The 24,765-nt window shown below is 63.7% G+C and carries 28 protein-coding genes; 8 read left to right on the plus strand and 20 right to left on the minus strand.

Going from position 1 to position 24,765, the window contains the following annotated elements:
* Positions 1-383 precede the first annotated feature (383 nt).
* From ACR9YP_RS28510 to ACR9YP_RS28525, 4 genes are all read right to left on the minus strand, one after another.
* The gene (locus ACR9YP_RS28510) at positions 384-806 is read right to left on the minus strand and encodes a hypothetical protein (protein ID WP_091888572.1); all 423 of its coding nucleotides are present in this window, start codon (positions 804-806) and stop codon (positions 384-386) included.
* Between the two features lie 12 nt (positions 807-818).
* Complete coding sequence (locus ACR9YP_RS28515; protein ID WP_091888574.1) at positions 819-1,040, minus strand: hypothetical protein; 222 nt, start codon at positions 1,038-1,040, stop codon at positions 819-821.
* Between the two features lie 110 nt (positions 1,041-1,150).
* On the minus strand, positions 1,151-1,969 hold the full coding sequence (locus tag ACR9YP_RS28520; protein WP_474217657.1) for a lytic murein transglycosylase: 819 nt from the start codon (positions 1,967-1,969) through the stop codon (positions 1,151-1,153).
* Between the two features lie 38 nt (positions 1,970-2,007).
* Positions 2,008-3,861 carry a flavin-containing monooxygenase gene (locus ACR9YP_RS28525; protein WP_438109081.1) on the minus strand — a complete coding sequence of 618 codons (1,854 nt, stop codon included), beginning with the start codon at positions 3,859-3,861 and terminating at the stop codon, positions 2,008-2,010.
* A gap of 175 nt (positions 3,862-4,036) precedes the next feature.
* Here ACR9YP_RS28525 and ACR9YP_RS28530 point away from each other — a divergent pair, with 175 nt between their 5' ends.
* The gene (locus ACR9YP_RS28530; RefSeq protein WP_438109082.1) at positions 4,037-5,662 is read left to right on the plus strand and encodes a long-chain fatty acid--CoA ligase; all 1,626 of its coding nucleotides are present in this window, start codon (positions 4,037-4,039) and stop codon (positions 5,660-5,662) included.
* A 48-nt stretch (positions 5,663-5,710) separates the two neighbouring features.
* Positions 5,711-6,922: an acyl-CoA dehydrogenase family protein gene (locus ACR9YP_RS28535; protein ID WP_438109084.1), complete on the plus strand. Its 1,212-nt coding sequence runs from the start codon at positions 5,711-5,713 to the stop codon at positions 6,920-6,922.
* 763 nt (positions 6,923-7,685) lie between these two features.
* On the opposite strand, the gene ACR9YP_RS28540 is transcribed toward ACR9YP_RS28535, so the two are convergent.
* Both ACR9YP_RS28540 and ACR9YP_RS28545 read right to left on the minus strand, forming a co-directional pair.
* Entirely contained in the window at positions 7,686-8,594 is a 909-nt protein-coding gene (locus tag ACR9YP_RS28540) for an amino acid ABC transporter substrate-binding protein (protein ID WP_474217658.1), read from the minus strand.
* A gap of 178 nt (positions 8,595-8,772) precedes the next feature.
* A complete protein-coding gene (locus tag ACR9YP_RS28545; protein ID WP_128946483.1) occupies positions 8,773-9,192 on the minus strand; it encodes a nuclear transport factor 2 family protein in 420 nt (139 codons plus the stop codon).
* A gap of 146 nt (positions 9,193-9,338) precedes the next feature.
* Here ACR9YP_RS28545 and ACR9YP_RS28550 point away from each other — a divergent pair, with 146 nt between their 5' ends.
* Both ACR9YP_RS28550 and ACR9YP_RS28555 read left to right on the plus strand, forming a co-directional pair.
* The gene (locus tag ACR9YP_RS28550) at positions 9,339-10,580 is read left to right on the plus strand and encodes an amidohydrolase family protein (protein ID WP_438109086.1); all 1,242 of its coding nucleotides are present in this window, start codon (positions 9,339-9,341) and stop codon (positions 10,578-10,580) included.
* A 227-nt stretch (positions 10,581-10,807) separates the two neighbouring features.
* Positions 10,808-11,128 (plus strand): hypothetical protein, encoded by a 321-nt coding sequence (locus ACR9YP_RS28555; RefSeq protein WP_438109088.1) that lies wholly within the window; start codon positions 10,808-10,810, stop codon positions 11,126-11,128.
* Here ACR9YP_RS28555 and ACR9YP_RS28560 read toward each other — a convergent pair whose 3' ends face one another.
* The 8 genes from ACR9YP_RS28560 to ACR9YP_RS28595 all read right to left on the minus strand — a co-directional run bounded on the left by ACR9YP_RS28560 (position 11,129) and on the right by ACR9YP_RS28595 (position 18,323).
* Positions 11,129-12,049 carry a DUF1932 domain-containing protein gene (locus ACR9YP_RS28560; protein ID WP_474217659.1) on the minus strand — a complete coding sequence of 307 codons (921 nt, stop codon included), beginning with the start codon at positions 12,047-12,049 and terminating at the stop codon, positions 11,129-11,131. It lies immediately after the preceding gene.
* Complete coding sequence (locus tag ACR9YP_RS28565) at positions 12,049-12,918, minus strand: substrate-binding domain-containing protein (RefSeq protein ID WP_438109089.1); 870 nt, start codon at positions 12,916-12,918, stop codon at positions 12,049-12,051. The genes ACR9YP_RS28560 and ACR9YP_RS28565 overlap by 1 nt, the downstream gene beginning before the upstream one ends.
* A 21-nt stretch (positions 12,919-12,939) precedes the next feature.
* Positions 12,940-13,623, minus strand: a complete 684-nt coding sequence (locus tag ACR9YP_RS28570) for a 4-carboxy-4-hydroxy-2-oxoadipate aldolase/oxaloacetate decarboxylase (RefSeq protein WP_474217660.1) — start codon at positions 13,621-13,623, stop codon at positions 12,940-12,942.
* The gene (locus tag ACR9YP_RS28575; RefSeq protein ID WP_027517331.1) at positions 13,620-14,333 is read right to left on the minus strand and encodes a PIG-L deacetylase family protein; all 714 of its coding nucleotides are present in this window, start codon (positions 14,331-14,333) and stop codon (positions 13,620-13,622) included. The genes ACR9YP_RS28570 and ACR9YP_RS28575 overlap by 4 nt, the downstream gene beginning before the upstream one ends.
* A gap of 64 nt (positions 14,334-14,397) precedes the next feature.
* Entirely contained in the window at positions 14,398-15,702 is a 1,305-nt protein-coding gene (gene dctA / locus ACR9YP_RS28580; RefSeq protein ID WP_474217661.1) for a C4-dicarboxylate transporter DctA, read from the minus strand.
* Complete coding sequence (locus tag ACR9YP_RS28585; RefSeq protein ID WP_474217662.1) at positions 15,699-16,577, minus strand: amidohydrolase family protein; 879 nt, start codon at positions 16,575-16,577, stop codon at positions 15,699-15,701. Before ACR9YP_RS28585 ends, dctA begins: the two co-directional genes overlap by 4 nt.
* Before the next feature lie 4 nt (positions 16,578-16,581).
* Positions 16,582-17,541: an amidohydrolase family protein gene (locus ACR9YP_RS28590; RefSeq protein WP_438109095.1), complete on the minus strand. Its 960-nt coding sequence runs from the start codon at positions 17,539-17,541 to the stop codon at positions 16,582-16,584.
* 71 nt (positions 17,542-17,612) lie between these two features.
* Entirely contained in the window at positions 17,613-18,323 is a 711-nt protein-coding gene (locus ACR9YP_RS28595; RefSeq protein ID WP_438109096.1) for a TetR/AcrR family transcriptional regulator, read from the minus strand.
* Positions 18,324-18,441: 118 nt separating this feature from the next.
* Here ACR9YP_RS28595 and ACR9YP_RS28600 point away from each other — a divergent pair, with 118 nt between their 5' ends.
* The 3 genes from ACR9YP_RS28600 (at position 18,442) to ACR9YP_RS28610 (ending at position 20,999) form a co-directional block, all read left to right on the plus strand.
* Positions 18,442-19,422: a tripartite tricarboxylate transporter substrate binding protein gene (locus ACR9YP_RS28600; RefSeq protein WP_474217663.1), complete on the plus strand. Its 981-nt coding sequence runs from the start codon at positions 18,442-18,444 to the stop codon at positions 19,420-19,422.
* A gap of 10 nt (positions 19,423-19,432) precedes the next feature.
* Positions 19,433-19,885: a type 2 periplasmic-binding domain-containing protein gene (locus ACR9YP_RS28605; protein ID WP_438109100.1), complete on the plus strand. Its 453-nt coding sequence runs from the start codon at positions 19,433-19,435 to the stop codon at positions 19,883-19,885.
* 190 nt (positions 19,886-20,075) lie between these two features.
* Positions 20,076-20,999 carry a PepSY domain-containing protein gene (locus ACR9YP_RS28610; protein WP_438109102.1) on the plus strand — a complete coding sequence of 308 codons (924 nt, stop codon included), beginning with the start codon at positions 20,076-20,078 and terminating at the stop codon, positions 20,997-20,999.
* Between the two features lie 6 nt (positions 21,000-21,005).
* Here the strand turns inward: ACR9YP_RS28610 and ACR9YP_RS28615 are convergent, their stop codons facing one another.
* Positions 21,006-22,148 carry a mechanosensitive ion channel family protein gene (locus ACR9YP_RS28615; RefSeq protein WP_438109103.1) on the minus strand — a complete coding sequence of 381 codons (1,143 nt, stop codon included), beginning with the start codon at positions 22,146-22,148 and terminating at the stop codon, positions 21,006-21,008.
* 127 nt (positions 22,149-22,275) lie between these two features.
* On the opposite strand from ACR9YP_RS28615, the gene ACR9YP_RS28620 reads away from it, so the two are divergent.
* Entirely contained in the window at positions 22,276-23,520 is a 1,245-nt protein-coding gene (locus ACR9YP_RS28620; RefSeq protein ID WP_474217664.1) for a DUF763 domain-containing protein, read from the plus strand.
* A 38-nt stretch (positions 23,521-23,558) separates the two neighbouring features.
* On the opposite strand, the gene ACR9YP_RS28625 is transcribed toward ACR9YP_RS28620, so the two are convergent.
* Genes ACR9YP_RS28625 through ACR9YP_RS28645 form a run of 5 tightly spaced genes read right to left on the minus strand, consistent with a single transcriptional unit; the run spans position 23,559 to position 24,750 of the window.
* The gene (locus ACR9YP_RS28625) at positions 23,559-23,801 is read right to left on the minus strand and encodes a hypothetical protein (protein WP_165405375.1); all 243 of its coding nucleotides are present in this window, start codon (positions 23,799-23,801) and stop codon (positions 23,559-23,561) included.
* Between the two features lie 38 nt (positions 23,802-23,839).
* Complete coding sequence (locus ACR9YP_RS28630; protein ID WP_438109106.1) at positions 23,840-24,103, minus strand: hypothetical protein; 264 nt, start codon at positions 24,101-24,103, stop codon at positions 23,840-23,842.
* A gap of 15 nt (positions 24,104-24,118) precedes the next feature.
* The gene (locus ACR9YP_RS28635) at positions 24,119-24,301 is read right to left on the minus strand and encodes a hypothetical protein (protein ID WP_245471220.1); all 183 of its coding nucleotides are present in this window, start codon (positions 24,299-24,301) and stop codon (positions 24,119-24,121) included.
* Between the two features lie 48 nt (positions 24,302-24,349).
* The gene (locus ACR9YP_RS28640) at positions 24,350-24,550 is read right to left on the minus strand and encodes a hypothetical protein (RefSeq protein WP_091888628.1); all 201 of its coding nucleotides are present in this window, start codon (positions 24,548-24,550) and stop codon (positions 24,350-24,352) included.
* A 14-nt stretch (positions 24,551-24,564) separates the two neighbouring features.
* Entirely contained in the window at positions 24,565-24,750 is a 186-nt protein-coding gene (locus tag ACR9YP_RS28645) for a hypothetical protein (RefSeq protein WP_438110799.1), read from the minus strand.
* Positions 24,751-24,765 lie beyond the last annotated feature (15 nt).

Here is a 24,765-nt window from a genome sequence, read left to right on the forward strand (position 1 = left end):
TAGCGGGTCCGCGGAGCACAAAACAGGCCCGGGGGTTCCCGGCGAAACCCCTTTCCCGATGGGACGAAACACGCCTGAAACAGATGGCCGGTTAAGTGGTTGTCAAAATAAATACAGGGACGGCCACCATGCAATTCTTCCTCGACCTGATCTACGAATATTCATGCTGCCAGAATCTCGTCGCCCACCCGCTGCGGGAGGACGTGCTATGATCGAACTGATCTCTGCCCTGCTCGCCCTTTGCAGCATCGGCGTCTTCGCGGCGCATGCGCTGGACGCCTACCGCACCACACACTTCTGACAGACATCGTTGCCGAGTTCGCTCCACCTCTCCCGAGGGAGAGGTGGAGCCTCGTAGCCGGCTCGAATCCATCCTCCCGGCGCTAGAATGGGCGCCGGTAAAAGTGCTCGGAATGCGTTGCAGCAGGAAACCGATTGGCGAGCGCAAGCGCGCCCCTTTCGTCGGTCTCGAGCGCAATCTTCTGCGCCAGCATCACGTCGCCGGGCACGAGGAAGCCTGACGGGACGAAGCACCATCCCATCGTCGCTCGGCCTTCATCGTCGACTTCGTGGACGTTGGCTGCGGTGCCGTAGTGAATGCGATAGGTCTTGCCGGTGTCGCAGCCGACGACGTCGAAATACCGGTGCTGTTCGAATTGCGCGCGTTGAGCGGACGAGAGCCATTCGGCGAGCAGCCGGCGGCCCCGGGCATCCGGCGTGTTCTCGCCGAAGAAGCGCCGATAGAGTTCGCGCAGCGCATGCAGGCGCGCACGCGCCGGGCCGCGGAGCCAAACTGCCGCGATCATGATCAGCTCAGATCAACCGCCGACCAGGCGCGGATAGAACAGCGTTTCCTCCGCGGTCGGATCGAACGATCTGATACGAGTGACCTCGCCGGGTCCGGTTCGAAGCGCGGCGGTGAAGCCGGCTCCGGTCAGCTCCCGAAAGCGCCGTTCGGCTCGCGCCAGCGCTTCGGCATTGCCAGGATCAAACTCGTGGCGTGTATCGCCGGTCTGGTCCATCACAATCTGGGTTGCCATGTTGAGTCTCCTCATGCCCACCCCTGAACCTGATCAAAGCAAACGTCGTGCCGTCAGTTCCCGATGGCAACAACTTTCTCGCGCCGGCGCATCACGCCTTGCTGAACGACTTAGCGCGAGGCTGCCGCCCCTCCTCCTTCGTCGATCTGTCGACCCATCAGCGCAATCGCCTTCTGATAGACCCCGGCCGCATTCCAAGCCTCGATAGCGGCGAAATTCGGCTCGCCCGGCTGGTAACCGGCTCCTGCGCGCCAACCATGGGCTTTGAGGAAATTCGCCGTCGAATTCAGCGCGTTGGCAGCCACATCGAGATTGCCGGTGCCATAGGCCAGGATGTTCTTGGGCATGAACTGGGTCTGGCCGACCTCGCCATGCATGGAGCCGCGGGTCGATCCCGACAGCGTGCCGCGGTCGATCAGCTTCAAGGCGGCATAGAGCTGGTCGGTAAAGAATTCGGGACGGCGGCAGTCATAGGCAAGGGTCGCGATCGACGACAGCATGTTCTGGTTGCCGCGCTGGCTGCCGAATCCGGTCTCCATGCCCCAGATCGCGATCAGCGGCCCCGGCGGCACCCCGTAACGCTGCTGGATCGAGGCGAACAAGGCGGCCTGCGACTGCTTGAGCTGCCGTCCCTTGGCGACGATGGTGGTGGCGCCGCGCTTGGCAAGGAACTGGTCGAGTGTCAGCGAAAAGCTGCGCTGGCCGCGATCGGCTGCGATGGTTGCACTGGCATAATTGGCCTGCATCAGGGCCGACAGCGCGGTCGGGCCGATGCCCTTGCCCTGCGCCTCCGCACCGAATTCGCGCTTCCAGGCCTCGAACCCGGCGGGCGAGCTGCCGCATTGCGCGGCCTCGGCGGTGGGCGCCAGGCAACCAAGCAGCGCCATCGCGCCAAAAACCGCCCCCGCAACGGCCCTGCCCCTGATCATACCCACTGTCTCCCGTCCTGACCAATCCGGGCGCGATCTTACCCGCTCGAAAGCGCCGACTCCATGGCGCGATCATAGGACAATTCGAGGCCTTCCAGATTGCCCTCCTTCCGCCATGTATCGAGCAGCCGCAGGAACGCCACAGGCCCGCGCCAATATTGGCTGTTTCTTGCCGCGATCGGATCGAGCACGCCTTCATTGTTGTAATAGCCGGGCGTGCATTCGGCGAGATAGGTCTGGCGGCCGAGCGCGGCCTTGACGACCTCGTCGACCCAGGCCCTTTCGGCCGCGAGCGTCGGCTCCAGCGTTCGCGCTTTGCGCTTGCGCGCTTCCGCGATGACATAGGCAATGTGCTGCGACTGCTCGTCGATGATGTGCGGAAAATTGGCGCTCTGGCCGGCCTGCACCGTGACGATCAGGAAGCAGTTCGGGAAACCGCGGCTGTAGAAACCGTGCAGCGTCTTGACGCCGTCGCGCCAGCGCTCGGACAGGCTGATGCCATCGCGGCCATAGACCTCAAAGCCCATGCGGCGGGCGTAATCAGTGCCGACCTCGAAGCCGCTGGCATAGATCAGGCAATCGAGCTCATAGGCCTTGCCGTCGACCACGACCGCATTCTCGGTGATGCGCTCGACCCCCTGCCCTTTGCTGTCGACGAGGTGCACGTTGGGACGATTGAACGTGTCGAGATATTCGTCGTGGAAGCACGGCCGCTTGCAGAACGCTTTGTACCAGGGTTTGAGCGCCGCAGCTGCCGCCTCGTCCTTAACGATCGCATCGACGCGGGCGCGGATCTCCTCCATCTTGCGGTAGTCGGCCTGCTCGATCACCCTGAGCGCCTCTTCCAGCGAGGTCACCGGCTGCGGCTGGCGACGCGGCGCCAGCAGGATCTCGCCGAGCAGACCGGTCCAGCCGTCCTGCACCAGATCCCGTTCGAACGGCTCGCCCGAGATCACGGCGGTGAAATTGTCCATGCGCTCGCGCTGCCAGCCCGGCCTGAGGCTTTGCGCCCAGGCTTGATCCGTCGGTCGGTCGTCGCGCACGCCGATCGCGGACGGTGTGCGCTGGAAGACGTAAAGCGCCTTTGCCGAACGGCCGAGATGCGGCACGCATTGCACGGCTGTCGCACCGGTGCCGATGATGCCGACGCGCCTGTCGGCAAGGCCGGTGAGACCGCCCTCCGCAGTGCCGCCGGTGTAGTCATAGTCCCAGCGGCTGGTGTGAAAGCTGTGGCCTTTGAACGTCTCGATGCCGGGAATGCCCGGCAGCTTCGGCCGGCTCAGCGGGCCGCCGGCGAGAATGACGAAGCGCGCGCGGATGCGATCGCCGCGATCAGTCTCGACCAGCCAGCGCGCCTCCTGCTCCTGCCATTCCATCCGTGAGATGATGGTCTGAAACAGCGCACGCGCGTAGAGATCGAAATGACGGCCGATGCGGCGGGAGTGCTCGTAGATTTCCGGAGCCCGCGCGTATTTGCGCACCGGCATGTAGCCGGTCTCTTCCAACAGCGGCAGGTAGATGTAGCTCTCGGTGTCGCAGGCAGCTCCAGGGTAACGATTCCAGTACCAGGTGCCGCCGAAATCGGCCGCCTTTTCCACGATCCGGAAATCGTCGATGCCGGCCGCGCGCAGGCGCGCACCGCACAAGAGGCCACCGAAGCCGCCACCGACGATGAGCACTTCGGTCTCTTCACTGACAGGTGCGCGCGTGAAGCCGGGATCGGCCCAGGGATCGTCGAGATAGCGAGCGAAGTCGCCTGATACCTCGACATACTGTGCCTTGCCTTCGCTGCGCAAACGGCGGTCGCGCTCGTCGCGATAGCGCGCACGAAGGGCGGAGATATCAACCGTAGATTCGCCCGCTGCGCGGGTCTTGTGTTTTTCCGCTGACATTCGTCTCCTCCACGGCACACACCGCTGCGCCGACCGTTCGCATGAAGTTAGCCCTGAAAAAGTGCGGCATGCAATCACGCGGCTTCTTTTTTGCGTGAACGTCGCGGGGCGTTCCGTTAACCTCGCGCGTAATCACAAGCGTGCGCATGCAACGACGTGGCGTCTGGAGGAGACCATGCAGGGATTGATGATGGACATGCCGCTCCTGATCAGCGGCCTGATCCAATATGCCGCCGACTATCACGGCGAGGCTGAGATCGTCGCGCGCGAGATCGAGGGCGATATCCATCGCTACACCTATGCTGACGCCCATCCGCGCATCAAGCGCATGGCGCTCGCCTTGAAGCGGCTCGGCATGAGATCCGGCGATCGCGTCGGCACGCTGGCCTGGAATACCCACCGCCATTTCGAGATGTTCTATGCCGCGCCGGGCATGGGCTATGTGCTACACACCGTCAACCCGCGGCTGTTTCCCGAGCAGCTCGTCTACATCATCAACCACGCGGAAGACCGGCTGCTGTTCATCGACCGGGCCACGCTGCCGATCGTCGAGGCGATCGCGCCGCAACTATCGAGGATCGAGGGCTACGTCGTGATGTCCTCGCGCGAGCGAATGCCGGAGACGAAGCTGGCGAACGTGCATTGCTACGAGGAGCTTCTGGACAGCGAGAACGAGGCCGGTTTCGCCTGGCCCGAGTTCGACGAAAAGTCCGCCTCCACCATCTGCTACACGTCGGGCACGACGGGCAATCCCAAGGGCGTGATCTATTCGCACCGCGCCGCGATCTTGCAGACCATGACCTGCTGCAGTTTCGACTTCCTGCCGGGCCATGTCGAAGGCGTGCGCGAGGTGATGATGCCGATGGCGCCGCTGTTTCACGGCAACGGCTGGAACATGCCGTTCACTGCGCCCTATACCGGCTCCAAGCTGGTGCTGCCCGGCCGCAACTATGAGCCGGACAAGCTCTATGAGTTGCTCGAAGGCGAGAAGGTGACGCTGTCGGCGGGCGTGCCGAGCTTCTGGCTGATCCTGCTCGACTGGCTCGGGCGCACCGGCAACAAATTCTCGACGCTGCGCGCAACGCTGTCGTCGGGCTCGGCCCCGCCGCGCGCGATGGTCGAGAAGCTCAAGCGCGACTACAATATCGACTACATCCAGGCCTGGGGCATGACCGAAGCCTTGGGCTGCTCGATGCCGGGCTTGCGGCCCGGCTCGGAGCACCTCAGCGAGAACGAAAAATTCGACCGGCGCCAGGTGTCCGGCCGCGCCTGTTTCGGCACGGCCTTGCGCATCGTCGATGACGCCGGCAATGAATTGCCGCGTGACGGCAAGACCGTCGGCCATCTGCGCGCTCGCGGCCCGTGGGTCGCCTCCGGCTACATGAAGCTAGAGGAAGGCCTCGACCGCGACGGCTGGCTGATCACCGGCGACATGGCCGTGATCGACAGCCAAGGCCACGTCACGCTGACCGATCGCTCCAAGGACGTGATCAAGTCCGGCGGCGAATGGATCTCCTCGATCCAGCTCGAGGACGTCGCCTTGTCCCATCCCGATGTGCTTCAGGCCGCCGTGGTCGCGATATCGCACGACAAATGGCAGGAGCGCCCCCTGCTCCTCGTCGTCCGCAAGAAGGGCGCGACCGTCGACGGCAAGGGTCTGCTCGACCACATGCGCCCGAAGATTGCGAGCTGGTGGCTGCCGGACGCTGTCGAATTCCTGGACGAATTTCCGATGACCGGCACCGGCAAGGTGCTCAAATCCGCGCTGCGCGAGAAGTTCAGGGAATACCGCGTCGCGTGAGCCGCCGCGCTCGGAACAAATGCCGTCCACCGATCAATGAGACGAAAAATGCTCTACCCGATGTCGCCAAAAGTCGTCGAGCTCAAGCGCAAGCTCGAGAGCTTCATGGACCGTCACGTCTATCCGAACGAGGACCGCTTCTATCGCGAGGCGGAAGAGCTCGGACCGTGGAAGATCTATCCCGTCGTCGAGGAGCTGAAGCCGCTGGCACGCGCCGAGGGGCTCTGGAATCTGTTCCTGCCGGAGTCGAGCCGCGGTGCGGGTCTCACCAATCTCGAATATGCCCCGCTCTGCGAAGTGATGGGCCGCTCGCACCTTGCGCCCGAAGTATTCAACTGCTCGGCGCCCGACACCGGCAACATGGAGGTGCTGGAGCGCTACGGCACCGAGAAGGACAAGGAGCGCTGGCTGAAGCCGCTACTCGCGGGCGAAATCCGCTCCTGCTTCGCCATGACCGAGCCGGCGGTCGCATCATCCGATGCGACCAACATCGAAAGCTCGATCGTGCGCGACGGCGACCATTACGTCATCAACGGGCGCAAATGGTATACGACCAACGCGACCGACCCGCGCTGCAAGATCTGCATCTTCATGGGCAAGACCGATCCTGACAATCCGGACCGGCACAAGCAGCAATCCATGATCCTGGTGCCGATGGACACACCGGGCATCGAGGTGAAACGTCCCCTCCCCGTGTTCGGCTTCTACGGCGTGCCCGACCGCGCCTCCGAGGTGGTCTTCACCAACGTCCGCGTCCCGAAGGAAAACATGCTGCTCGGCGAAGGCCGCGGCTTCGAGATCGCGCAGGGCCGTCTCGGCCCCGGCCGCATCCATCACTGCATGCGGCTGATTGGGCTATCCGAACGCACGCTGGAAAAGATGTGCCGCCGCGTGCGCAGCCGCGTCGCCTTCGGCAAGCCGGTCTCGGAGCAGACCGTGACGCAGGAGCGCATCGCCGAAGCGCGCATCATGATCGAGCAGGCCCGGCTGCTGACGTTGAACGCGGCTTACGCGATGGACACTGTCGGCAACAAGGTGGCGAAGGCCGAGATCGCGATGATCAAGGTCGCCGTGCCCAACATGGCCTGCCAGATCATCGACTGGGCGATTCAGGCCCATGGCGGCGGCGGGACCTCGAACGATTTTGGACTGACACAAGCGTACGCCACCGCACGGTTGCTGCGGCTCGCGGACGGGCCGGACGAGGTGCACAGGAACCAGATCGCGCGGTTCGAGCTGAAGAAATACTCGAACGCCTAAGGAGGCGTTGGCTCATGGTGCTGGAGAATACGCATTGGGGATCGCAGTCTAATCGACGCTTGGCGGCTCCTGGGTGGATCCAGACACACGCTGCTTCGAAATTCCTTCGAGTATCGCTCCGAAGATTATGATCGGCAGATAGAATGCAAGCATGATCGTATTCCTCCTGCTGTGACCTGCAGGTCAAGTTCCTCAAATTGAAATTCGCCCGCCTCGGAACATTGTCGTCACTTGCATAGACTAGCGACCCGAACCGCTGCGAATATCAAGAACGCATCGCGTCAATCGCATGAGCGATCAGAACGACTGCGCTCGCGGCAATGAGAAACGCAAACAACCAACTCACGTCCGCCTCCAATCCCGGAAGTGAACGCGCTCATCCATGCACAGTCAAAAGCCATCGGCCTGGAACCGCTATTCAGCGGCTCGCTGATGCTTCGCAGCAACAAGTGCATCCGCTGTCGGCCCTATCGGCAGAATGCCAAAAGGAGCAACGTGCCAACGACGCAGGTTGCTAGGACTAAAAACCAAACGCCCATACAGCTTCCCCGACTCACATACGCCAGTCAGGATTAGCCCTACGATTTGGCATTGAAACGCTTGTTGCCGGTTTTTCCCCAAGCCAAGCGTGATCCATCTGCTCGCTGCGTTAGTCCAATACCTCTATCGTCGCCGAACGTCGCGAATGGCGAGCGGCGCGCTGATCCTCAGCCCGGCGCACTGTCTTCACCTCTCCTTACGGGAGGTGAAAGCCGCCCTCGCCTCAGTTCACCACATAGACATCAGGATCGGCGCTCGAGCTCGGCTTCTTGAAGGCGTTGCGCAAAGCCGGCGACATCGGGACGTTGTAGTTGAGGCCGTTCGGCGGCGTCGGCGATTGCAACCATTTCTTGTAGAGCACCTCGATCTCGGGGCTTGCATAGAGCTCCGCGGTCGCGCGATCGGCGAGCGCCTTGAACGGCGCATCCTCCCGCCGCAGCATGATCCCGTAAGGCTCCGGCTTCGAGAACGCCTCCTCGCTGATCATGTAGAGCTGCGGCTCCTTCGATCGCGCGATCGCGACCGCAAGCTGGACATCGTCGAGCGCATAGGCCTGGGCGCGGTCGGTCTCCAGCAACAGGAAGGCCTCGGCCTGATCCTTGGCCGGCATCACATTGATGCCGAGATTGCGTTCGGTGTTGACCTTGGCGAGTTGCGTCAGGTTGACCGAGCCGGCCACCGCCGTGACGGCCTTGCCCTTGAGATCGTCGATGGTGTTGATCTTGGCCGCCTTCTTCGCCGCGAATCGCGTCGCGCTGAGGAAGTGCGTGTTGGTGAAGGCGACCTGCTTCTGGCGATCGGCGTTGTTGGTGGTCGCCGAGCAATGCAGATCGAGCGTGCCGTTGACCATCAGCGGAATCCGGTTCGACGACGTCACCGCGAGCGTGTCGATGGCGATGTCGGGCATGCCGAGCTGCTTCTTCACGGCGTCGACGATTCTGAGACAGATATCCATGGCAAAGCCGACCGGCTTCTGGTTGCCGTCGAGATAGCTGAACGGGACCGAGGCCTCCTGATAGCCGAGCGTGATCTTCTTCGTCTCCTTGATCTTCTGGAGCGTGCCCGACAGGTCTTCGGCTGACGCTGCGCCCGCAAGACATGTCAGGGCCAGGATAATTGTGGGTAGACGCATCGGGTGCTCCTCAAGGCGCTTGCGCCTCCATGCCGGGCGCAATCACGAGCGTTGATAGCGCAGGCACGCGCCAGCCGCCAGACGGGCTTGCGACTAGCAGCTATCGCGGCTTTCGATATGATGCGCGGCAGTTCGTCTCCGCAGAAAGCGAGCTTCGCCTCTCGGCCCCGAGAAGGGCTTACGCGTCGATGCCGCGCTGGACCAGGATGCGCTCGGCGCTGTCGTTCCAGACATCCATCTTCGTGATCTTGCCGTTCCGCACCACGAAGCGGTCGACGTAGCGGTTGCCTTCGAAGGCAGTCCCGTCCTTCCATTCGCCATACAGCGTTCCGACGCTGTACACGATGGTCTCGCCATGACCCGGACAGACGTCGAACCGGTCCATCTTCTTCTTGACCCAGCGGTAGCGTTTGGCGTTGAAGGCGGTAGGCCCCCGGGGATGGTCGAACTCGCGGCCACCCGTGAACGTGATGATCGTGCCCGGCGCGACATAGGCTGCCGCGGCATCGGGATCAGGAATCATCGATGCCGTGAGATAGGCCTTCACGATCTCGGCGTCCGACAACGATCCGGTCTCGGCTTCGGCGGTTACGGACATGGCGCATTCTCCTTACTTTGGCGGATACTATCGCCGACCTCTCGGAATGCATGCATATATTTTGAACATCTGCCCTGCTGCTCTGGGGCCCTCCGACCCCGTGTCGCGATTGACTGCGGCATTCTCCCGCCGCAAAAGTCGCTGCCATGAGCACGCAGACTGCCTTCGACCTGATCCTTCGCCGCGCGTTGTTGCGATCATCCGCCGCACCCGTCGATATCGGCGTGAAGGATGGCCGCATCGCCGCGATCGAACCGCGGCTCGTCTGCGACGCGGTCGAGGTTGATCTCGGCGGCCATCTCGCTTTGCCCGGCTTCGTCGATACCCACATCCATCTGGACAAGGCCTGCCTGCTCGGCCGCTGTGGGCATGACCACGGCAGCGTTTCGGACGCCATCCGCGCCGTTGCCGGGATGAAGCGCGAATTCACGGTCGAGGACATCTATGCCCGCGGCGCCCGGGTGCTCGAACGTGCGATCGTGCACGGCACGACGCGCATGCGCACCCATGTCGAGATCGATCCGCGCATCGCCTTGCGCGGCTTCGCGGCGGTCAAGGCGCTGAAGCGCGATTATGCCTGGGCGATCGATCTGTCGCTCTGCGTCTTCCCACAGGAGGGCCTGACCAACGACCCCGGAGCTGAGGAGTTGCTGATCCAGGCGCTTCGCGACGGCGGCGAGGTGATCGGCGGCTGTCCCTATACGGACACCGACCCGATCGCCCATCTCGAACGCATTTTCGATCTCGCGCAGGAATTCGATATCGATGTCGACCTCCATCTCGATTTCGATCTCGATCCCTCCTGGTGGCACCTCGATGAGGTCTGCCGCCAGACCGAGCGGCGCAATTATGGGGGACGCGTGGCGATCGGTCACGCCACGAAGCTCTCGGCGTTGCCACCCGAGCGGATGAAGGCTGCCACCGCGCAGCTGGCGACATCAGGCGTTGCCGTCACCGTGCTGCCCGCGACCGACCTCTATCTGATGGGGCGCGAGGCCACCCACAATGCGCCGCGCGGACTGACGCTCGCCCACAAGCTCGCAGGCGACGGCGTGTTGTGCTCGGTTGCCACCAACAATGTGCTCAATCCCTTCACGCCGTTCGGCGACGCCTCGCTGCTGCGGATGGCGAACTTCTACGCCAATGTCGCGCACGCCTCCGTGGGCGATTTCGACACCTGCCTCGATCTCGTGACCGAACTGCCGGCCCGGCTGATGAACCTTGGCGATTACGGCATCAAGGTCGGCAACCCCGCCGATCTCGTCGTGCTCGATACGCGAGACAGCCGCTTCGCCATCGCGGAGCTGCCTGACGTCGTGATAGGCTTCAAGGCGGGCCGACAGACATTTGAGCGCCAGCGGCCGAATCTGTTCCGCCCCCAGAGCTGACGTCGCAGGGTCGCACCATTCACAGGCGAGGCCGGCCCGCCGCTTCCAGCGGTAAGATTGTCGGGATGCGTACCTGGCTGTTGACGAATTCCGTTCGACTATACCGCCGATCCAGCCAAAGTCCGGTAGAATCCCGGACCGTAGCCCTACGCGTTGCAAGGCCCACCGCGCTCACCATAACTAGGACTTTGCACTGATCATTTGCGTGCGATCGGGAAAGTATGGATATGTTCAGCGCATTCAGCAGCATCGACTATCATTCCATCCAGGCCAGAACGCCCACCGATCGCGCGGTGAAGCGGCTCGACGGCATCGGCCTTGTTCTGTCGGATCTCGATATCTCGGGAATCCAGACGCAGGACGACGTCAACCGTACGCTCTGGACGCTCGACGCTGCCAACAAATGCGTTCGCGCGGTGCTGGCCGAATTCCGCACGCAACCGGCCACGGAACAGCTCGCCCGCAAAGCACGAAATCTCACCAACTTGATCGAACGCGCCCGCGACCAAGTCGTGAGCTTCCAGGCCGGCGATGCGGTCGTAGGCTGATTATTTTGCGCGATTGATCTTCGCGAGGATCCGGTCCGCCTCGGTGCGCCAATCGGCGCTGCGGGCGAATTCCTTGGTGCCCCTGGCGCCGAACAGCCCTTCATCGGCGAGATCGGCCACCCAGGCCTGCCGCTCAGCCGTGCCCTGCGCGGACCACGGCGTCAGTCCCGCCTCGCGCACGGTCTCGGCGACCTCACGCACTTCTTCAGCGCGACGGCGGCCGTGCTCGATCACGCGCTGAAAGAAATAGGCACCCTGCTTCTCCCAATTGATGCCGGGAAAGGTTTCCGCGAGCGACGCCAGCACGGCATCCTCCACGCCATAGGCACGCGCCGTGGTGAAGCTCTCAATGACCATGGCTTCCAGGCCCTTGATCATGATGCTGCGGCACATTTTCACCGCCGAGGATACACCGAGCTTGTCGCTGGCAACCTTCGCCGCAAAGCCGATCGCATTCAGAAGCGGCTCGAGCTCCTTCGCGCCGGGGCCGCCGAGCAGCAGCGGCACCTTGATGCGGTACGGCGGCACCGAGGTCATCACCGCGCCCTCGACATAGCGACCGGCAGCGCCATCGATCAGCGCAGCAGCGCGCTGCTTGGCGCCCGGTGAAGCCGAATTGAAATCCAGGAACCAGGTGCCCTGGTTAATCGCGGCCGCACAGGCTTTCGCCACCGGAACAGCCTGGCTTGCCGTGACTGCCGAGACGATGAAATCGGATTTCGCGGTCAGCTCGGCATGAGAGGCTGCAAGCACCACACCGAATTTCGCCGCATGCTCCTGCAGCGAAGCGCCCTGCTCGCCTCCAAGCTTGATGTCATAGGCGGCGACCTTGATGTCCTGCTGGCGCAAATCCTCGGCCAAGATCCTGCCGACCTCGCCATAGCCGACCAGCCCGATCTGCCATCGCCTCGGATCCGCCATCAGTTCAATCCCCGTGTCGTTTCATCGAAGAGCTCCTCGACCGCGTAGCGGCGCGGGATCAGCGCCTGCTGGAACGCGTAGTCGACGATCAGCTCCAACGGTTTCCTGTTCGCTTCGATGCCAAACGGAACAAGGTCCGGCATAGCCGCGGCTCCCACCTGTTCCTTGTTTCGCTTGAGCAGATCATAGACGCCTGCGACCACGTCGGGGCGTGATCTGGCGAGCTGCTCGGTCACGACCACGAAATGATTGACCGGCACGACGCCGCGCCGGGCGCACCATTTGGCGGCTTCCGCGGCGGGATCAGGGAATAGCGGCTTCAGCTTGGGATCATCAGAGGTCTCACCGAGGACGGCGTCGAGCTCGCCGTCGAGCAGCATCTGGAGGATCTTCTTGTCCTTCGGGGCGCGCTCGGTGGTGTCGACATATTCGGCGACGTGCGGATCCTCGAACGTCACCCAGCGGATGTTGTCGAGATTGACGCCGTAGTCGTTGGCGAGGATGCCCCTGATCCAGGCGCCGGTCGTGGTCGTAAACGAGCGGATGCCGACGCGCTTGCCCTCGAGGTCGGACGGGCCGAGCGTTCCTCTCGCGGGATTGTAGAGCGCGTAGGCATGCTGGAAGCGGCCGAGCATGGTGGCCGGCAGCAGCACCAACGGCTTGCCGTGCGCCTTCGCCATCAGATAGGTCACGATTGCCATCTCGCAGACGTCGAACGCCTGCTCGCGCACCATCGGCTTGAATGCCGTGTTGGTCGGCACATACTCGACGAAGTCGAGGTCGAAAAGGTCGGAGCGGAGCTCGCCGCTCTTCACCGCCTGGACATGGAGGTGATTGCCGAGCACGGCCTTCAGCTTGAGACGATCCATCCGCCCGCTCCCGCCGTTGCCTCAGACGTCCTCGGGATTGTCGACATAGACGAGCCCGGCTTTCGCCAGCGCCTCGCGCATGCTGTACATGTCGAGGCCGAGCTCGCCTGAGGCGAGACGCGTGCGCTTTCCGCCTTCATCCGCATTGCGCTTCTTCGCCTTCTCGGCGACTTCGGCCGCGTAGCGCTTGGGCACCACGACGACGCCGTCGTCATCGGCGACAACGATGTCACCGGGATCGACATTGACGCCGGCGCAGACCACGGGGACATTGACCGAGCCGAGCGTGGCCTTCACCGTGCCCTTGGCCGAGACCGCGCGCGACCACACCGGAAACTTCATCTCGTGCAGCGCTTTGACGTCGCGGCAGCCGGCATCGATGACCAATCCCTGCACGCCGCGGGCCTGGAGCGAGGTCGCCAGCAGCTCGCCGAACATGCCGTCGGTATTGTCGGTGGTGCAGCCGACGACGAGGATGTCGCCCTTTTTGCACTGCTCGACGGCAACATGGATCATCCAGTTGTCGCCAGGCTGCGCCAGTACGGTGACGGCGGGGCCGGCAATCGACGCCCCCGCCCAGACGGGACGCAAGTAAGGCTTCATCAGGCCGAGGCGACCATAGGCTTCATGTACGGTCGAAACGCCGTATTCCGCCATTCCGGCGGGATCGGCACGCTTGATGTTGCGAACGACGACCGGCTTCATGCGAGTTCCTCCGCGACGGTCGGAAACAGACGTTGATAGGCCTCGCCATAGGTCATGGGCACGCCGGTGTTGCGGCTGCCCTGGATGCCGCGGTTGAGCGCGACGCGCTCGTAATAGCCCCACAGATGCTTCTGCGCGGCCAGGATCTGGAACGCCTCGTACTTTTCCTTCCAGACCTCGTCGATCTTGAGGAGAAGGTCCGGCTTGTAATTGCATTGCTCCGGCTGGTGCGGCTCGAACAGGAACACCGGCGGTGCCGAATATTTGTACTGCGCGCCGGGCTTATGGCCCATCGCCTGCGCGACCACGCGGGTCTCCTGCGCGAAATGCGCCGCGTTCGGATGGTCGAAATTGTAGGGGTCTTCCAGTGCGTGCGTCAGCACGAAGCTCGGATTGAGCTCGCGGTAAATGTCGACCATGCGGTCGAAATGCGCCTCGGTGAGTTTCAACGGATAGTCGCCGCAATCGAAGAACTCGATCTCGGCACCTAACAGCTTTGCGGCCCGCTCTGCCTCGTCCTTGCGACCGGCCTTGACCGATTCCAGCGTCGCCCCCTTCTCCTTCCAGGCGAACTGGCTCTCGCCGCGTTCGCCGAAGGACATGCACACGATCTTCATGCGATAGCCTTTCTTCGCATGCAGCGCGATGGCGCCGCCGGCGCGCCAGACGAAATCGCCGGGATGGGCGGTGATCACGAGACCGGTTTTCATGGGACAAACTCCCCTCTTTCGTTCGTAAGCATCATAGGCCGTCTGCCTCAGGCAGAAAGCCGGTTCATCGAGCCGCGGCGGCCGCTTGTTCCTCGCCGTCGAGCACACGCCGGAGGCGCTCGCCGTCGAGCGCGCCTTCCCATTTGGCAATTGCGATCGTCGCAACCGCATTCCCGATCAGATTGGTCGGCGTCAACCCCTGCGACATCAGACGATGAATGCCGAGCACCAGCGCAACGCTCGTCACCGGAATGGTGCCGGTGGCCGACAGCGTCGCCGCCAGCACGACGAAGGCCGCGCCGGCAATTCCCGCCGCGCCCTTGGAGGTCACGAGCAGGATCAGGAGCAGCTCGATCTGCTCGGCAAGGCCGAACGGCGTGTTGGTTGCCTGCGCCAGGAAAACCGAGGCCGCGGCGAGGTAGAGACAGGTACCGTCGAGATTGAAGGAATAGCCGGTCGGGATCACGAGCCCCACGACGCTCTTCTCGCAGCCGGCCCTTTCCAGCTTCGTCAGCATCCGCGGCAACACCGTCTCGGACGATGTGGTGGCGATGCAGATCAGTAGCTCTTCCCAGATGTAGCGGATCAGCTTGAGCAGCGAGAAGCCGCAGAGACGCGCGACGGGGCCGAGCGCGACAATGATGAAGACTACGCAGGTGAGATAGAAGCCACCCAGCAGCTTGCCGAGCGAGGCCAGCGAGCCGACGCCGAACTTGCCGACCGTAAAGGCGATGGCGCCGAACGCGCCGATCGGCGCCGCCCACATCACGAACCCGACCACGGCGAACACCATCTTGGCAGCGATGTCGATCAGATGCACCAGGGGCGCGGCCCGCTCGCCGAGCTGCACCAGCGCAAAGCCGCACAGCACGGAGATGAACAGTACCTGGAGAATGTTGCCCTCGGCAAAGGCGCCAATGAACGTTGCGGGCACGATGTTCATCAGGAACGGCACGAAGCCGATCGCACCGGTCTGCTTGACGTAAGGCTCGATCGCGCTGGCATTGATGCTGGCGGGATCGATGTTCATGCCGACGCCGGGCTTGAGCAGGTTCACCGCGACGAGGCCGATGATCAGCGCGATCGTGGTCATGACCTCGAAATAGACGATCGCCTTTACTGCGACACGTCCGACGCGCGCCATGTCGGCCATATGCGCGATGCCATGCACGACGGTGCAGAAGATGATCGGCGCGATCAGCATCCGGATCGCCTTGATGAAGGCATCGCCCAGCGGCTGCATCTTGGCGCCCGCCTCGGGGCTGGCGATCCCAAGCGCGATGCCGGCTGCCATGGCGATGAGCACCTGGATCCAGAGCTCCTTCCACCAGGCGCGGCCGCGCGGTTTGTCGATCGCGAGCGCCGTCATTGGTCGAACCCGAACAGGCGCGCGGGATTGTCGACCAGGATCCTCTGCTGGAACTCCGGCTCGGGCGCGAACAGCGGGATCAGATCGACGAGGTCGCCGTCATTCGGCATCGCCTTGACGTTGGGATGCGGCCAGTCGGTGCCCCAGATGACGCGGTCGGGCGCGGTCTCGACGATTTTGCGCGCGAACGGCACCGCATCCGCGAACGGCGGACCGGCCGAGGACACACGCTCCGAGCCACAGATCTTGACCCAGCATTTCTCGTCGCGCTGCATCAGCTCGATCAAAATCCTGAACGGAAGCTGATCGAGCCCATCGGAGGCCTTCACCCGTCCCATGTGGTCGATGGTGTAGCTCAGCGGCAGCCTTGTCAGCATGTCGGCATATTCAGGCAGATCGATTGCATCGAAATGCAGATTGATATGCCAGCCGAGCGGTGCGACCATGGCGATGATGCGGTCGAACACGCCCTTATCTGGGACGCCGCCGAGGTGGCGGACGAAATTGAAACGGCAGCCGCGGAAGCCGCCGTCATGCAGATCGCGCAGGCCCCGCTCGGTGATGGTGTCGTCGATGTTTGCGACGGCCCGGTAGGCGCCGTTGCTCTGCGCGATGGCATCGAGCGCCACCGTGTTGTCGGTGCCGTGCACGCTGGCATTGACGATGACGGCGCGCTCGACGCCGAGCTTGGCATGCAGCGCGCGGAAATCCTCCAGCGGCGCATCCGGCGGCGTGTAGGAACGGTCAGGCGCGTACGGATATTTCGCGCCGGGACCGAAGATGTGGCAATGCGCGTCACACGAAAGCTTCGGCAGCTTGAATTTCGGCGTGCGCGTGTTCGGGTCGGGCGGCGGAATGGTCGGCTTGTACATCATCGTCTCAGGTGAACTTGAACAGGCGCGCGGGATTGTCGACCAGCAGCTTCTGTTGCACCTTTGCGTCGGGCGCGTAGCGCGGGATCAGGTCGACGATCTCGCCGTCATTCGGCATGACCTTGACATTGGGATGCGGCCAATCGGTGCCCCACAGCACGCGATCGGGCGCATTGTCGATCAGCGCCTTGGCGAATGGCACGGCGTCGTGGAACGGCTTGCCGGCCGACGACGCACGTTCGAGGCCGGTGATCTTGACCCAGCACTTCTCGTCCTTCCTCTGGAGATCGAGCAAGGCCGTGAAGCCGGGATCGTCGAGGCCCTTCCCCGCCTGCACCGTGCCCATGTGATCAATCACATAGGGCGTCGGCAGCGCGGAGAGGATGGGCGCGAATTCGGCGATCGTACCCGGCTCGAAATAGACGTCGATATGCCAGCCGAGCTCGGCGACGCGATGCACGATGCGCTGGAATTTTCCCATGTCGCCGACGCCGCCGAGGCGCCTGAGGAAGGCGAAGCGGCAACCGCAGATGCCGGCCTGATCGAGCGCCGCCAGCTCCTTCTCGGTCATCTCGTCATTGACGTTGGCGATGCCCCTATAAGCGCCCTCGCTCTGGGCGATGGCGTCGGTGACGACGCGATTGTCAGTGCCGTGAACGGTGGCATTGACGATGACGCAGCGTTCGACGCCGATCTTCTCGTGCACGCTGCGGAATGCCTCCAGCGGCGCATCGGCCGTGTTGTAGGGGCGCTTCTCGGAGAACGGATAGCGGGACGCCGGGCCGAAAATGTGGGTATGGCTGTCACAGGATTTTGCCGGCAGCTTGAACGACGGCGTTTTCGGACTTGGGTCCGGCGGTTCAATGGTCGGAATCGATCTCTGCTCGCCGCCTTGCGCGCGGGCTTCGCTCGCGAGCGCTGCGCCGGCCAGTCCAGTCAAGAGATGCAAGCACTCCCGCCTGTTCATATCCTCAACACCCCATCACGTGGTCCACTTGCGAGCGGAAGCGCGAGGCGCCTCCGCTCGGGCGGCTTCTTTCAAGTCTTGCTGCTGACGACCGGCCGCCGCCGCGCCGGCGCGGCTTGATCCAGCGCGGGAGCCTGGAACGCGGCAACGGTGGCCTGCACCAATTGTTCGATGGCATTGGCGGCGTCGCCGCCGTCGGCCTCACCGCGCGACAGGCGCGAGACGCGCTCGGGCGTCACCAGCGAATAATAGAGTGCGCCGAGCAGGAAATGGCTGCGCCAGACGATGTCGGTGCGCGGGATATGCGGCAGGCTCTCGTGGATCGCGTCGATGAAGGCGTGGCTGGTGTCATCAAAGGTCTGCGCGATGATCTTTCGCGCGACCTCGTTGCCTTCCGCCGACATCACGGCGCGCAACCGCGTGAAGCGCGCCCCGCCGCCGGCGAGATCGCTGCCCGAGGTGAAGGCCGGCACCACATAAGCGCGCACGATCGCCTCCAGCCGGTCCTGGAGATCGCGCACGCGCTTGGCGGCCGCGAGCAGCTCCGATCGGCGCAAATTCATCGGCCCGCAATGGCGCCGGTAGATCTCCAGCAGCAGGCCGTCCTTGGTCTTGAAATGATAGGTCACGCTGCCGGGATTGGCCCCGGCGGCCTGCGCGATGTCGCGTACCGAGACGGCATTGAAGCCGTTGGTGGCGAACAGCTCCTCGGCCGCGGCGAGGATCGCCTCGCGCATGTTCGGCTTGCGGACCGTTTCCTTGCTGGTGGGCTTGCGTACCATGTGATTTGTACTATCGTACAAAAGATCAGGTCTCGTCAACAAAAACCACGGGTGGCCTCCGGGAACGGCATGGAGACCGCCGGCAGGCGCGCGAATGCCTTTTAAGGAGTGCTGGGAAATGCTGCGTTTGAACAAGAAGATCGGCGGGTTGATGCTGGGTGCCGGTCTGCTGCTGGCGGGCGGCGCCGCGCAGGCCGCCGAAAGTTACCCGAACAAGCCGGTCCACATTCTGGTCCCCTACGCCGCCGGCGGCGCGGTCGACGTGCTCGCGCGCACGCTGGGCCAGGCACTGGCGAAGACCTGGGGCCAGCAGCCGGTGATCGACAACCGTCCGGGCGCCGGCGGCATCGTCGCCTCGCAAGCGCTGACGCAGGCCGCACCCGACGGCTACACGCTGATCCTGGTGGCGAGTGGTCATCCGCTCAACCAATTCATCTATCCGAGCGTGCCCTACGACACCTTCAAGGATTTCACTGGGATCGCCGAGGTCGCCTCCTCGCCGCTCGCGATCGTCGTGGCCAAGGATAGCCCGTACGAGACGCTTGGCGATCTCCTGGCTGCGGCGAAGAAGGAGCCGGACAAGCTCTCCTACGGCATGTCCGGCAACGGCACCTCGGCGCATCTGGCCGGCGAGCTGCTCAAATACATGTCGGGCAGCAAGATCGTGGCGATCCCCTACAAGGGCGGCGCTCCGGCGCTCACGGCGGTGATCGCCGGCGAGATTCCGCTCAGCATCAATCCGCTCGCGGAAGCGATCGGCCAGCTCGAAGGCGGCCCGGTGCGCGCACTCGCGGTGACCTCGGCCCAGCGCTCCAAGGCGTTGCCGGATGTTCCGACCGTCGCGGAAGCCGGCGTGCCCGGCTACGACGTCTCGGTCTGGTGGGGTGTGCTCGGCCCGGCGAAGATGCCGCCGGAGATCGTCGCCAAGCTCGAAACCGACCTCAAGGCGGCATTGCAGGATCCAAGCGTCCTGTCGACGCTCAGCAAGATCGGCGCCACCCCAGTCGGCTCCTCCGCCAAGGACTTCGACGCCTATATGCATGCCGAGGCGACGAAATGGGAGCCGGTGCTGAAGGCCGCCAACATCCGCGCCCAGTGAGGCTCGCCTCATGAGCCAACCGGTGCTGGCGATCGAGCTCGGCTTTCTCGTCCCGGCCAATTCGCCGATCGGCAAGGTGGAGGACATCGACAAGCCCGGCGTGAAGATCGGCGTCACCAAGGGTTCGACCTCCGAGCGCACGCTGCCGGCCAAGCTCAAAAACGCGACCATCGTTCCCACCGAAAGCGTCAAGATGGCCGTCGGCATGTTCGGCCGTGGCGAGATCGATCTCTACGCGACCAACAAGCCGACGCTGTTCGAGATCTCCGACCAGATGCCGGGCGCAAGGATTCTCGACGGCAATTGGGGCGTCGAGCATATGGCGATCGCAATTCCGAAAGGACGCGAAGACGCGCTCCCGCTGCTCAACCGCTTCGTGGCGGACGAGCAGTCATCCGGCGCGCTCGACACGATCCAGCGGCAGGCCGGCTTGCGCGGCGCGACTGGGGCGACGCGCGAGTAGGTGTTGCCGATCTCGAACGCACGACGCGGCTGCTGCAGCCTGTCGAAAACATGCGAACGATTGGCGATCGCAGCATCGCCGATAGCCTCGGCTCCATTTGCTGCAGATCAACGCTGCAACATGGACAAAGCGTCATTTGTCTTCGGGCCTGCGTTAGGCGACCAAAACCTGGCATCGCCGGAGACAGAGAATGAGCAAGCCTTTATTGTTGACACTCCATCGCTGGATCACGCTGGTCTTTGCGCTTCCCCTGTTCGCGATCATCGCCACCGGCCTGATCCTGTCCTTCGAGCCCGTGGTGCAAGTCAGTGGCATCGGCGGTCCGGAGATCGATCCCGGACGCGTCGTCGAGCTGGTGAAGAGGTACGATCCGGACAGCAAGGCGCGCGGGCTTTCGATCAATGCGGCCGGTCAACGGATGACGTTGCAGGGCACCGGCATGCCGGCAATCGACCTCGTGACCGGCGCGCCTGCCGCCGCCAGCTCCGGCCTCAGCGATCTCTTCCTGTGGGCGCGGATCACGCATGAGCGACTGCTCGGCCAGGCGTGGCTGGTGACGAGTTCGACCATAGCCATGATGGCCCTGATGGTGCTCGGCATCCTCATGGGGCTGCCGCGGCTGCGCAACACGCTGTCCGGATGGCACAAGGGCACGGCCTGGTTCGCGCTACCGCTCGTCCTCTTGAGCCCGCTGACCGGCCTGTGCATGGCCTTCGGCCTCACCTTTCAGAGCGCGACCGCGCCGGCCGGCGCCGGCCGTCCTCTTCTCCTGCCCGACGCGATTCGGATGGTCGCGGCCTCCCATGACATGTCGCATGTGATCTCGATCGGCACACGCGGAGGCCGCGTCATGGCGCGCATCTATGACGGCGGAGAACTGCGCGCCTATGCCGTGAGCTCGTCCGACGTCACACCGCTGCCGCGCAACTGGCCGCGCCTGATCCATGAGGGAAACTGGTCGGCGCTGATCGCCTCGCCGCTCAACGTCGTCACGTCGATCGCACTGCTCACGCTGCTCTCGACCGGCCTCCTGATCTGGGCGCGGCGGAAATTGCGTAAGCGGCGACCGCGCTCCGAGCGGCAAACCGACGCGGCCGTGGTTGGTGCCGGCTGATCGGCTTCAGTCGCGTGCACTCGCCCGCATCTTCTCCGGTGGCGCGACGCGCTGGAGAAGATCGCCGTCATCGTCGGCCGACGGGATCAGGATCGCGCGATCGCGCGGCAGCGCCTCCGGCATCTCGTCGCGGATGAACGCCACCAGCTTTTCCCTGATCTCGCAGCGCAGGTCCCAGGATTGCGGCGCATTGCGCGCGCTGACCAGCGCGCGAAGCTCGATGGTGCGCGAATCCGCGTCGATCACCTGGAGATTGACCACCGCGCCATCCCAGAGCTTGGAGTGCTTCACCGCCTCCTCCAGCCAGCCACGGATGCGCGCCACATCGGCACGGTAATCGACGTGGAGCGCGATGATGCCGATCAGGGAGGCGGTGTCGCGGGTCCAGTTCTGGAACGGCTTTTCGATGAAATAGGACAGCGGCACCACCATGCGGCGCCAGTCCCATAGCCGGATCACGACATAGGTCGCGGCGATGTCCTCGACCCATCCCCACTCGTTCTCGATGATCACGGCATCCTCGATGCGGATCGGCTGGGTGATGGCGATCTGCAAGCCCGCGATCAGATTGCTCAGCAGCGGCCGCGCGGCAAGACCGACGATGATACCGGCGGCACCGGCGGAGGCGAACAGGCTGACGCCATATTGCTTCACCGAATCGAACGTCATCAACGCGGCGGACACCGTGATGATGACGATGATGGTGTCGGTGACGCGCTTGAACACGCGCACCTGCGTGACGTGCTTGCGCGCGATGAAGTTCTCGGTGACGTCGCGAAAGTTCTGGAGATAGCGCGCCGCACTCATGTCGACGATCCGGATCGAGATCCAGCCGATCAGCGCGATGACGGCGACGACGAACAGCCGCATCAGCGGCGTTCGGATCATATCGTCGAGTGGCGCAAGCGGCAGCACCAGCGCGACGGCAGCGAGGCAAAGGGCGAGTTGGGCCGGACCGGCGGTCCGGTCGATGAACACGCTCAGAAGCGGCAGACGAGTTCCGAAGGCGCGCTTGAGCAGCCAGGCCGCGAACCGATAGAGAGAAAGGGCAAGCAGGATCGCGCCGGCAACCAGGCCGAGGCCGACAAACCAAGACGGTATCCAGCCGAACATCCCGTCGATGTCGGCCATGAGGGCCTGCCAACTCATTGCTGTCCCCAACATTGCATTCGCATAGCCCGCTCAACGCCTGCCGGTCAGCTTGGCTCCCCCATCCGTTGCAACGCATCATTCCGCTGATGCAACCGTTGCCGAATTGCGCTAACTTGAGATGCTCATGACTCGACGTACCGGCAGCGCCGATCTTCCTCTCCACACCGGGCGGGTTCCGGCGTGGCTTGCGAGCCGCATGGCTTCCCTTGGCGCGATCGTCACTGAGGCGATCGTTCATCATTACGGCCGTGATGCGTTTCTTCAGCGGCTGTCGCATCCGTTCTGGTTTCAATCATTTGGCGCCGTGATGGGGATGGACTGGCACTCCTCGGGCATCACGACCTCCGTGATCGGCGCGCTGAAGCGTGGACTCGGACCGCTCCAGGACGAACTCGGCATCTATGTCTGTGGCGGCCGCGGCCAGCATTCGCGCAAGACGCCGGGCGAGCTGTTGCAGCTCGGCGAGCGCGTCGGCTTCGACGGCGCCAAGCTGACGCGTGCCAGCCGCCTGGTGGCGAAAGTCGACAGCGCGGCGGTGCAAGACGGCTTCGACCTCTATCTCCACGGATTCTTCGTCACCGCGGACGGCAAATGGACCGTGGTGCAGCAGGGCATGAACGGCGACAAGCGGCAGGCCCGCCGCTATCACTGGCATTCCGAGGCGCTGAAGAGTTTTGTCGATACGCCGCACAGTGCGATCGACGGTCCGCAGCAAGGCGAGATCGTCAATCTCACCGACCATCGCGCCGACGTCTCGCGCACCGCGCAGCTCGAGCTGTTGAGCGGCCTCGGCCCGGATCGCATCGTCTCCGAGTTCGAACGGCTCACCGGCCTCGAGCCGGCGCAAGCCATGCTGCCGCACCTGATCATGCCCGCGCATCACGACGTCCGCCCCAAGGACGTGTTCGCACGCCGCCTGCACGGCACCCTCGCTGCCGCGGCCGAGCGCGGCCCGGTCGATTTCCCGGAGCTGTTGCTGACGCCCGGCGTCGGTGCGCGCACGGTGCGCTCACTTGCGATGGTCGCCGAGGTCGTGCACGGCGCGCCCTATCGTTTCAAAGATCCCGCGCGCTTTTCGCTCGCCCATGGCGGCAAGGACCGGCATCCCTACCCCGTTCCGATCAAAGTCTATGACGAGACTATCCGCGTGCTGAAGGGCGCGATCCAGACCGCCAAGCTCGGGCGCGAAGAAGAGATGCAGGCGATCAAGCGCCTCGACGACCAGGCGCGGCGGCTGGAGCGGACCGCACGAGGTCCCTCGGTCGAAGCCTACATCGCCGGCGAGCGCGCCGCCTCGCCCGATCTCGACGGCCGCTCGGTGTTCGGCTGGGAGCGCGATCTCGCGCCGACAAAAAAGCGGACCGGCTGAACACCGGTCCGCGAGTTGATCGGGAGGAACGCCCCCTATCAGGTCTCGTCAGTCCCTGGCTCCTCGTCGAGCCGGTTGGCTGCGTGATCCTGATACTGCTCGGTCTGGATGAATTTGCCATCCATGCCACGAATGTCCGAATGTTGCGTCTTGTCGCGATTGGACAGCACCATGTTGTCGCCGATCTTGTCCTTGGGAATATCGGCCATGGCGCCAGTGCCATCGCCCTTGCCATGCATGCCCGATCTGAAGTGCGTCTTACTGCCGTTCCCAGCTGGCATCGGTTTCTCCTCTTGCAGTGATCGCCCCCTTTGAAGGCTCACTGTTTCTGTTGTGCCGGCATTGGCTTCGGCGGCTTGTGGCCGCTCTGGCCGGGATCGTTGTGCTTGTTGTGGTCGCTCTCCTGATTGAGGCCGCCGCGACTTACCGCGTATTCGCTGTGCCTGACGTCCGGACGCGCGTGATGGATGGCAGCGTCCCGGGACTTGCGACCGATCGCCTGATCGAGCTCGCGCGCGTTCGGAACATCGGGCTTGCGCTCGAGGATGCGAACCTGCTGCTCGTGGGTCTTTTTGCCTTGCATGCTCGTTCTCCGAAGCTACCGACCTCTTCGGTGCGCGCCGCCATGTGCGACGTCCTTGTCGATGCCGCCGCCGATGCCGACATCGTTCTCGCGATCGCCTTCGATCGTGTTCTCGCCGAGAGCATCTTCGAGATCGTCGGGTGACACGCCCGCCATGGTGGCCCCCTTCGATCCTCCGATCAGAGGATTGTCACGCATGTCCTTTTCGCTCGGCCTGTACAATTTGGGTTGCTTGCTGCTCATGAACTACCTGCCTCCGCCCTTTCCGGCTTCATCGTGACTGTGATGAGAATCGCGCTCGCCGCCTCCGCCGGAGATCCGGCTATGGCTGCGCTGCAAATCGTCCGCCGGCGGCTTCTTCACCTCCAACGGGGCCTTCGCATTCTCATGCGAAGCGCCAGGTCCGCCCTGACGAATGCTGTTCGGTGTCTTGGTGGATGTCGACATGAACGTCACCCTCCTCAGCGATCTTGCTGATAGCCTTGATTGGTCGTGTTCTGCTTGATGTTGCCCTGCTGTCCCTGCTGATCGGGATTTTCCACGCGCTGTTGACCGCGCGGGGTCTGATTGGGCGACTCTTGCTTGGTATCGCCGGTTCCCTTCGGGCTCTGATTATCCGGCGGAACAGGTGGCATCTTGCTGGCCATGATCTTGTCTCCCGT

The organism is Bradyrhizobium sp. BR14999 (assembly GCF_056106085.1).

Excerpts from the sequence above, each read along its gene's own strand:
- ACR9YP_RS28510 (WP_091888572.1), bottom strand. The coding sequence starts at position 806 with ATGATCGCGGCAGTTTGGCTCCGCGGCCCGGCGCGTGCGCGCCTGCAT.
- ACR9YP_RS28515 (WP_091888574.1), bottom strand. The coding sequence starts at position 1,040 with ATGGCAACCCAGATTGTGATGGACCAGACCGGCGATACACGCCACGAG.
- ACR9YP_RS28520 (WP_474217657.1), bottom strand. The coding sequence starts at position 1,969 with ATGATCAGGGGCAGGGCCGTTGCGGGGGCGGTTTTTGGCGCGATGGCG.
- ACR9YP_RS28525 (WP_438109081.1), bottom strand. The coding sequence starts at position 3,861 with ATGTCAGCGGAAAAACACAAGACCCGCGCAGCGGGCGAATCTACGGTT.
- ACR9YP_RS28530 (WP_438109082.1), top strand. The coding sequence starts at position 4,037 with ATGCAGGGATTGATGATGGACATGCCGCTCCTGATCAGCGGCCTGATC.
- ACR9YP_RS28535 (WP_438109084.1), top strand. The coding sequence starts at position 5,711 with ATGCTCTACCCGATGTCGCCAAAAGTCGTCGAGCTCAAGCGCAAGCTC.
- ACR9YP_RS28540 (WP_474217658.1), bottom strand. The coding sequence starts at position 8,594 with ATGCGTCTACCCACAATTATCCTGGCCCTGACATGTCTTGCGGGCGCA.
- ACR9YP_RS28545 (WP_128946483.1), bottom strand. The coding sequence starts at position 9,192 with ATGTCCGTAACCGCCGAAGCCGAGACCGGATCGTTGTCGGACGCCGAG.
- ACR9YP_RS28550 (WP_438109086.1), top strand. The coding sequence starts at position 9,339 with ATGAGCACGCAGACTGCCTTCGACCTGATCCTTCGCCGCGCGTTGTTG.
- ACR9YP_RS28555 (WP_438109088.1), top strand. The coding sequence starts at position 10,808 with ATGTTCAGCGCATTCAGCAGCATCGACTATCATTCCATCCAGGCCAGA.
- ACR9YP_RS28560 (WP_474217659.1), bottom strand. The coding sequence starts at position 12,049 with ATGGCGGATCCGAGGCGATGGCAGATCGGGCTGGTCGGCTATGGCGAG.
- ACR9YP_RS28565 (WP_438109089.1), bottom strand. The coding sequence starts at position 12,918 with ATGGATCGTCTCAAGCTGAAGGCCGTGCTCGGCAATCACCTCCATGTC.
- ACR9YP_RS28570 (WP_474217660.1), bottom strand. The coding sequence starts at position 13,623 with ATGAAGCCGGTCGTCGTTCGCAACATCAAGCGTGCCGATCCCGCCGGA.
- ACR9YP_RS28575 (WP_027517331.1), bottom strand. The coding sequence starts at position 14,333 with ATGAAAACCGGTCTCGTGATCACCGCCCATCCCGGCGATTTCGTCTGG.
- dctA (WP_474217661.1), bottom strand. The coding sequence starts at position 15,702 with ATGACGGCGCTCGCGATCGACAAACCGCGCGGCCGCGCCTGGTGGAAG.
- ACR9YP_RS28585 (WP_474217662.1), bottom strand. The coding sequence starts at position 16,577 with ATGATGTACAAGCCGACCATTCCGCCGCCCGACCCGAACACGCGCACG.
- ACR9YP_RS28590 (WP_438109095.1), bottom strand. The coding sequence starts at position 17,541 with ATGAACAGGCGGGAGTGCTTGCATCTCTTGACTGGACTGGCCGGCGCA.
- ACR9YP_RS28595 (WP_438109096.1), bottom strand. The coding sequence starts at position 18,323 with ATGGTACGCAAGCCCACCAGCAAGGAAACGGTCCGCAAGCCGAACATG.
- ACR9YP_RS28600 (WP_474217663.1), top strand. The coding sequence starts at position 18,442 with ATGCTGCGTTTGAACAAGAAGATCGGCGGGTTGATGCTGGGTGCCGGT.
- ACR9YP_RS28605 (WP_438109100.1), top strand. The coding sequence starts at position 19,433 with ATGAGCCAACCGGTGCTGGCGATCGAGCTCGGCTTTCTCGTCCCGGCC.
- ACR9YP_RS28610 (WP_438109102.1), top strand. The coding sequence starts at position 20,076 with ATGAGCAAGCCTTTATTGTTGACACTCCATCGCTGGATCACGCTGGTC.
- ACR9YP_RS28615 (WP_438109103.1), bottom strand. The coding sequence starts at position 22,148 with ATGAGTTGGCAGGCCCTCATGGCCGACATCGACGGGATGTTCGGCTGG.
- ACR9YP_RS28620 (WP_474217664.1), top strand. The coding sequence starts at position 22,276 with ATGACTCGACGTACCGGCAGCGCCGATCTTCCTCTCCACACCGGGCGG.
- ACR9YP_RS28625 (WP_165405375.1), bottom strand. The coding sequence starts at position 23,801 with ATGCCAGCTGGGAACGGCAGTAAGACGCACTTCAGATCGGGCATGCAT.
- ACR9YP_RS28630 (WP_438109106.1), bottom strand. The coding sequence starts at position 24,103 with ATGCAAGGCAAAAAGACCCACGAGCAGCAGGTTCGCATCCTCGAGCGC.
- ACR9YP_RS28635 (WP_245471220.1), bottom strand. The coding sequence starts at position 24,301 with ATGCGTGACAATCCTCTGATCGGAGGATCGAAGGGGGCCACCATGGCG.
- ACR9YP_RS28640 (WP_091888628.1), bottom strand. The coding sequence starts at position 24,550 with ATGTCGACATCCACCAAGACACCGAACAGCATTCGTCAGGGCGGACCT.
- ACR9YP_RS28645 (WP_438110799.1), bottom strand. The coding sequence starts at position 24,750 with ATGGCCAGCAAGATGCCACCTGTTCCGCCGGATAATCAGAGCCCGAAG.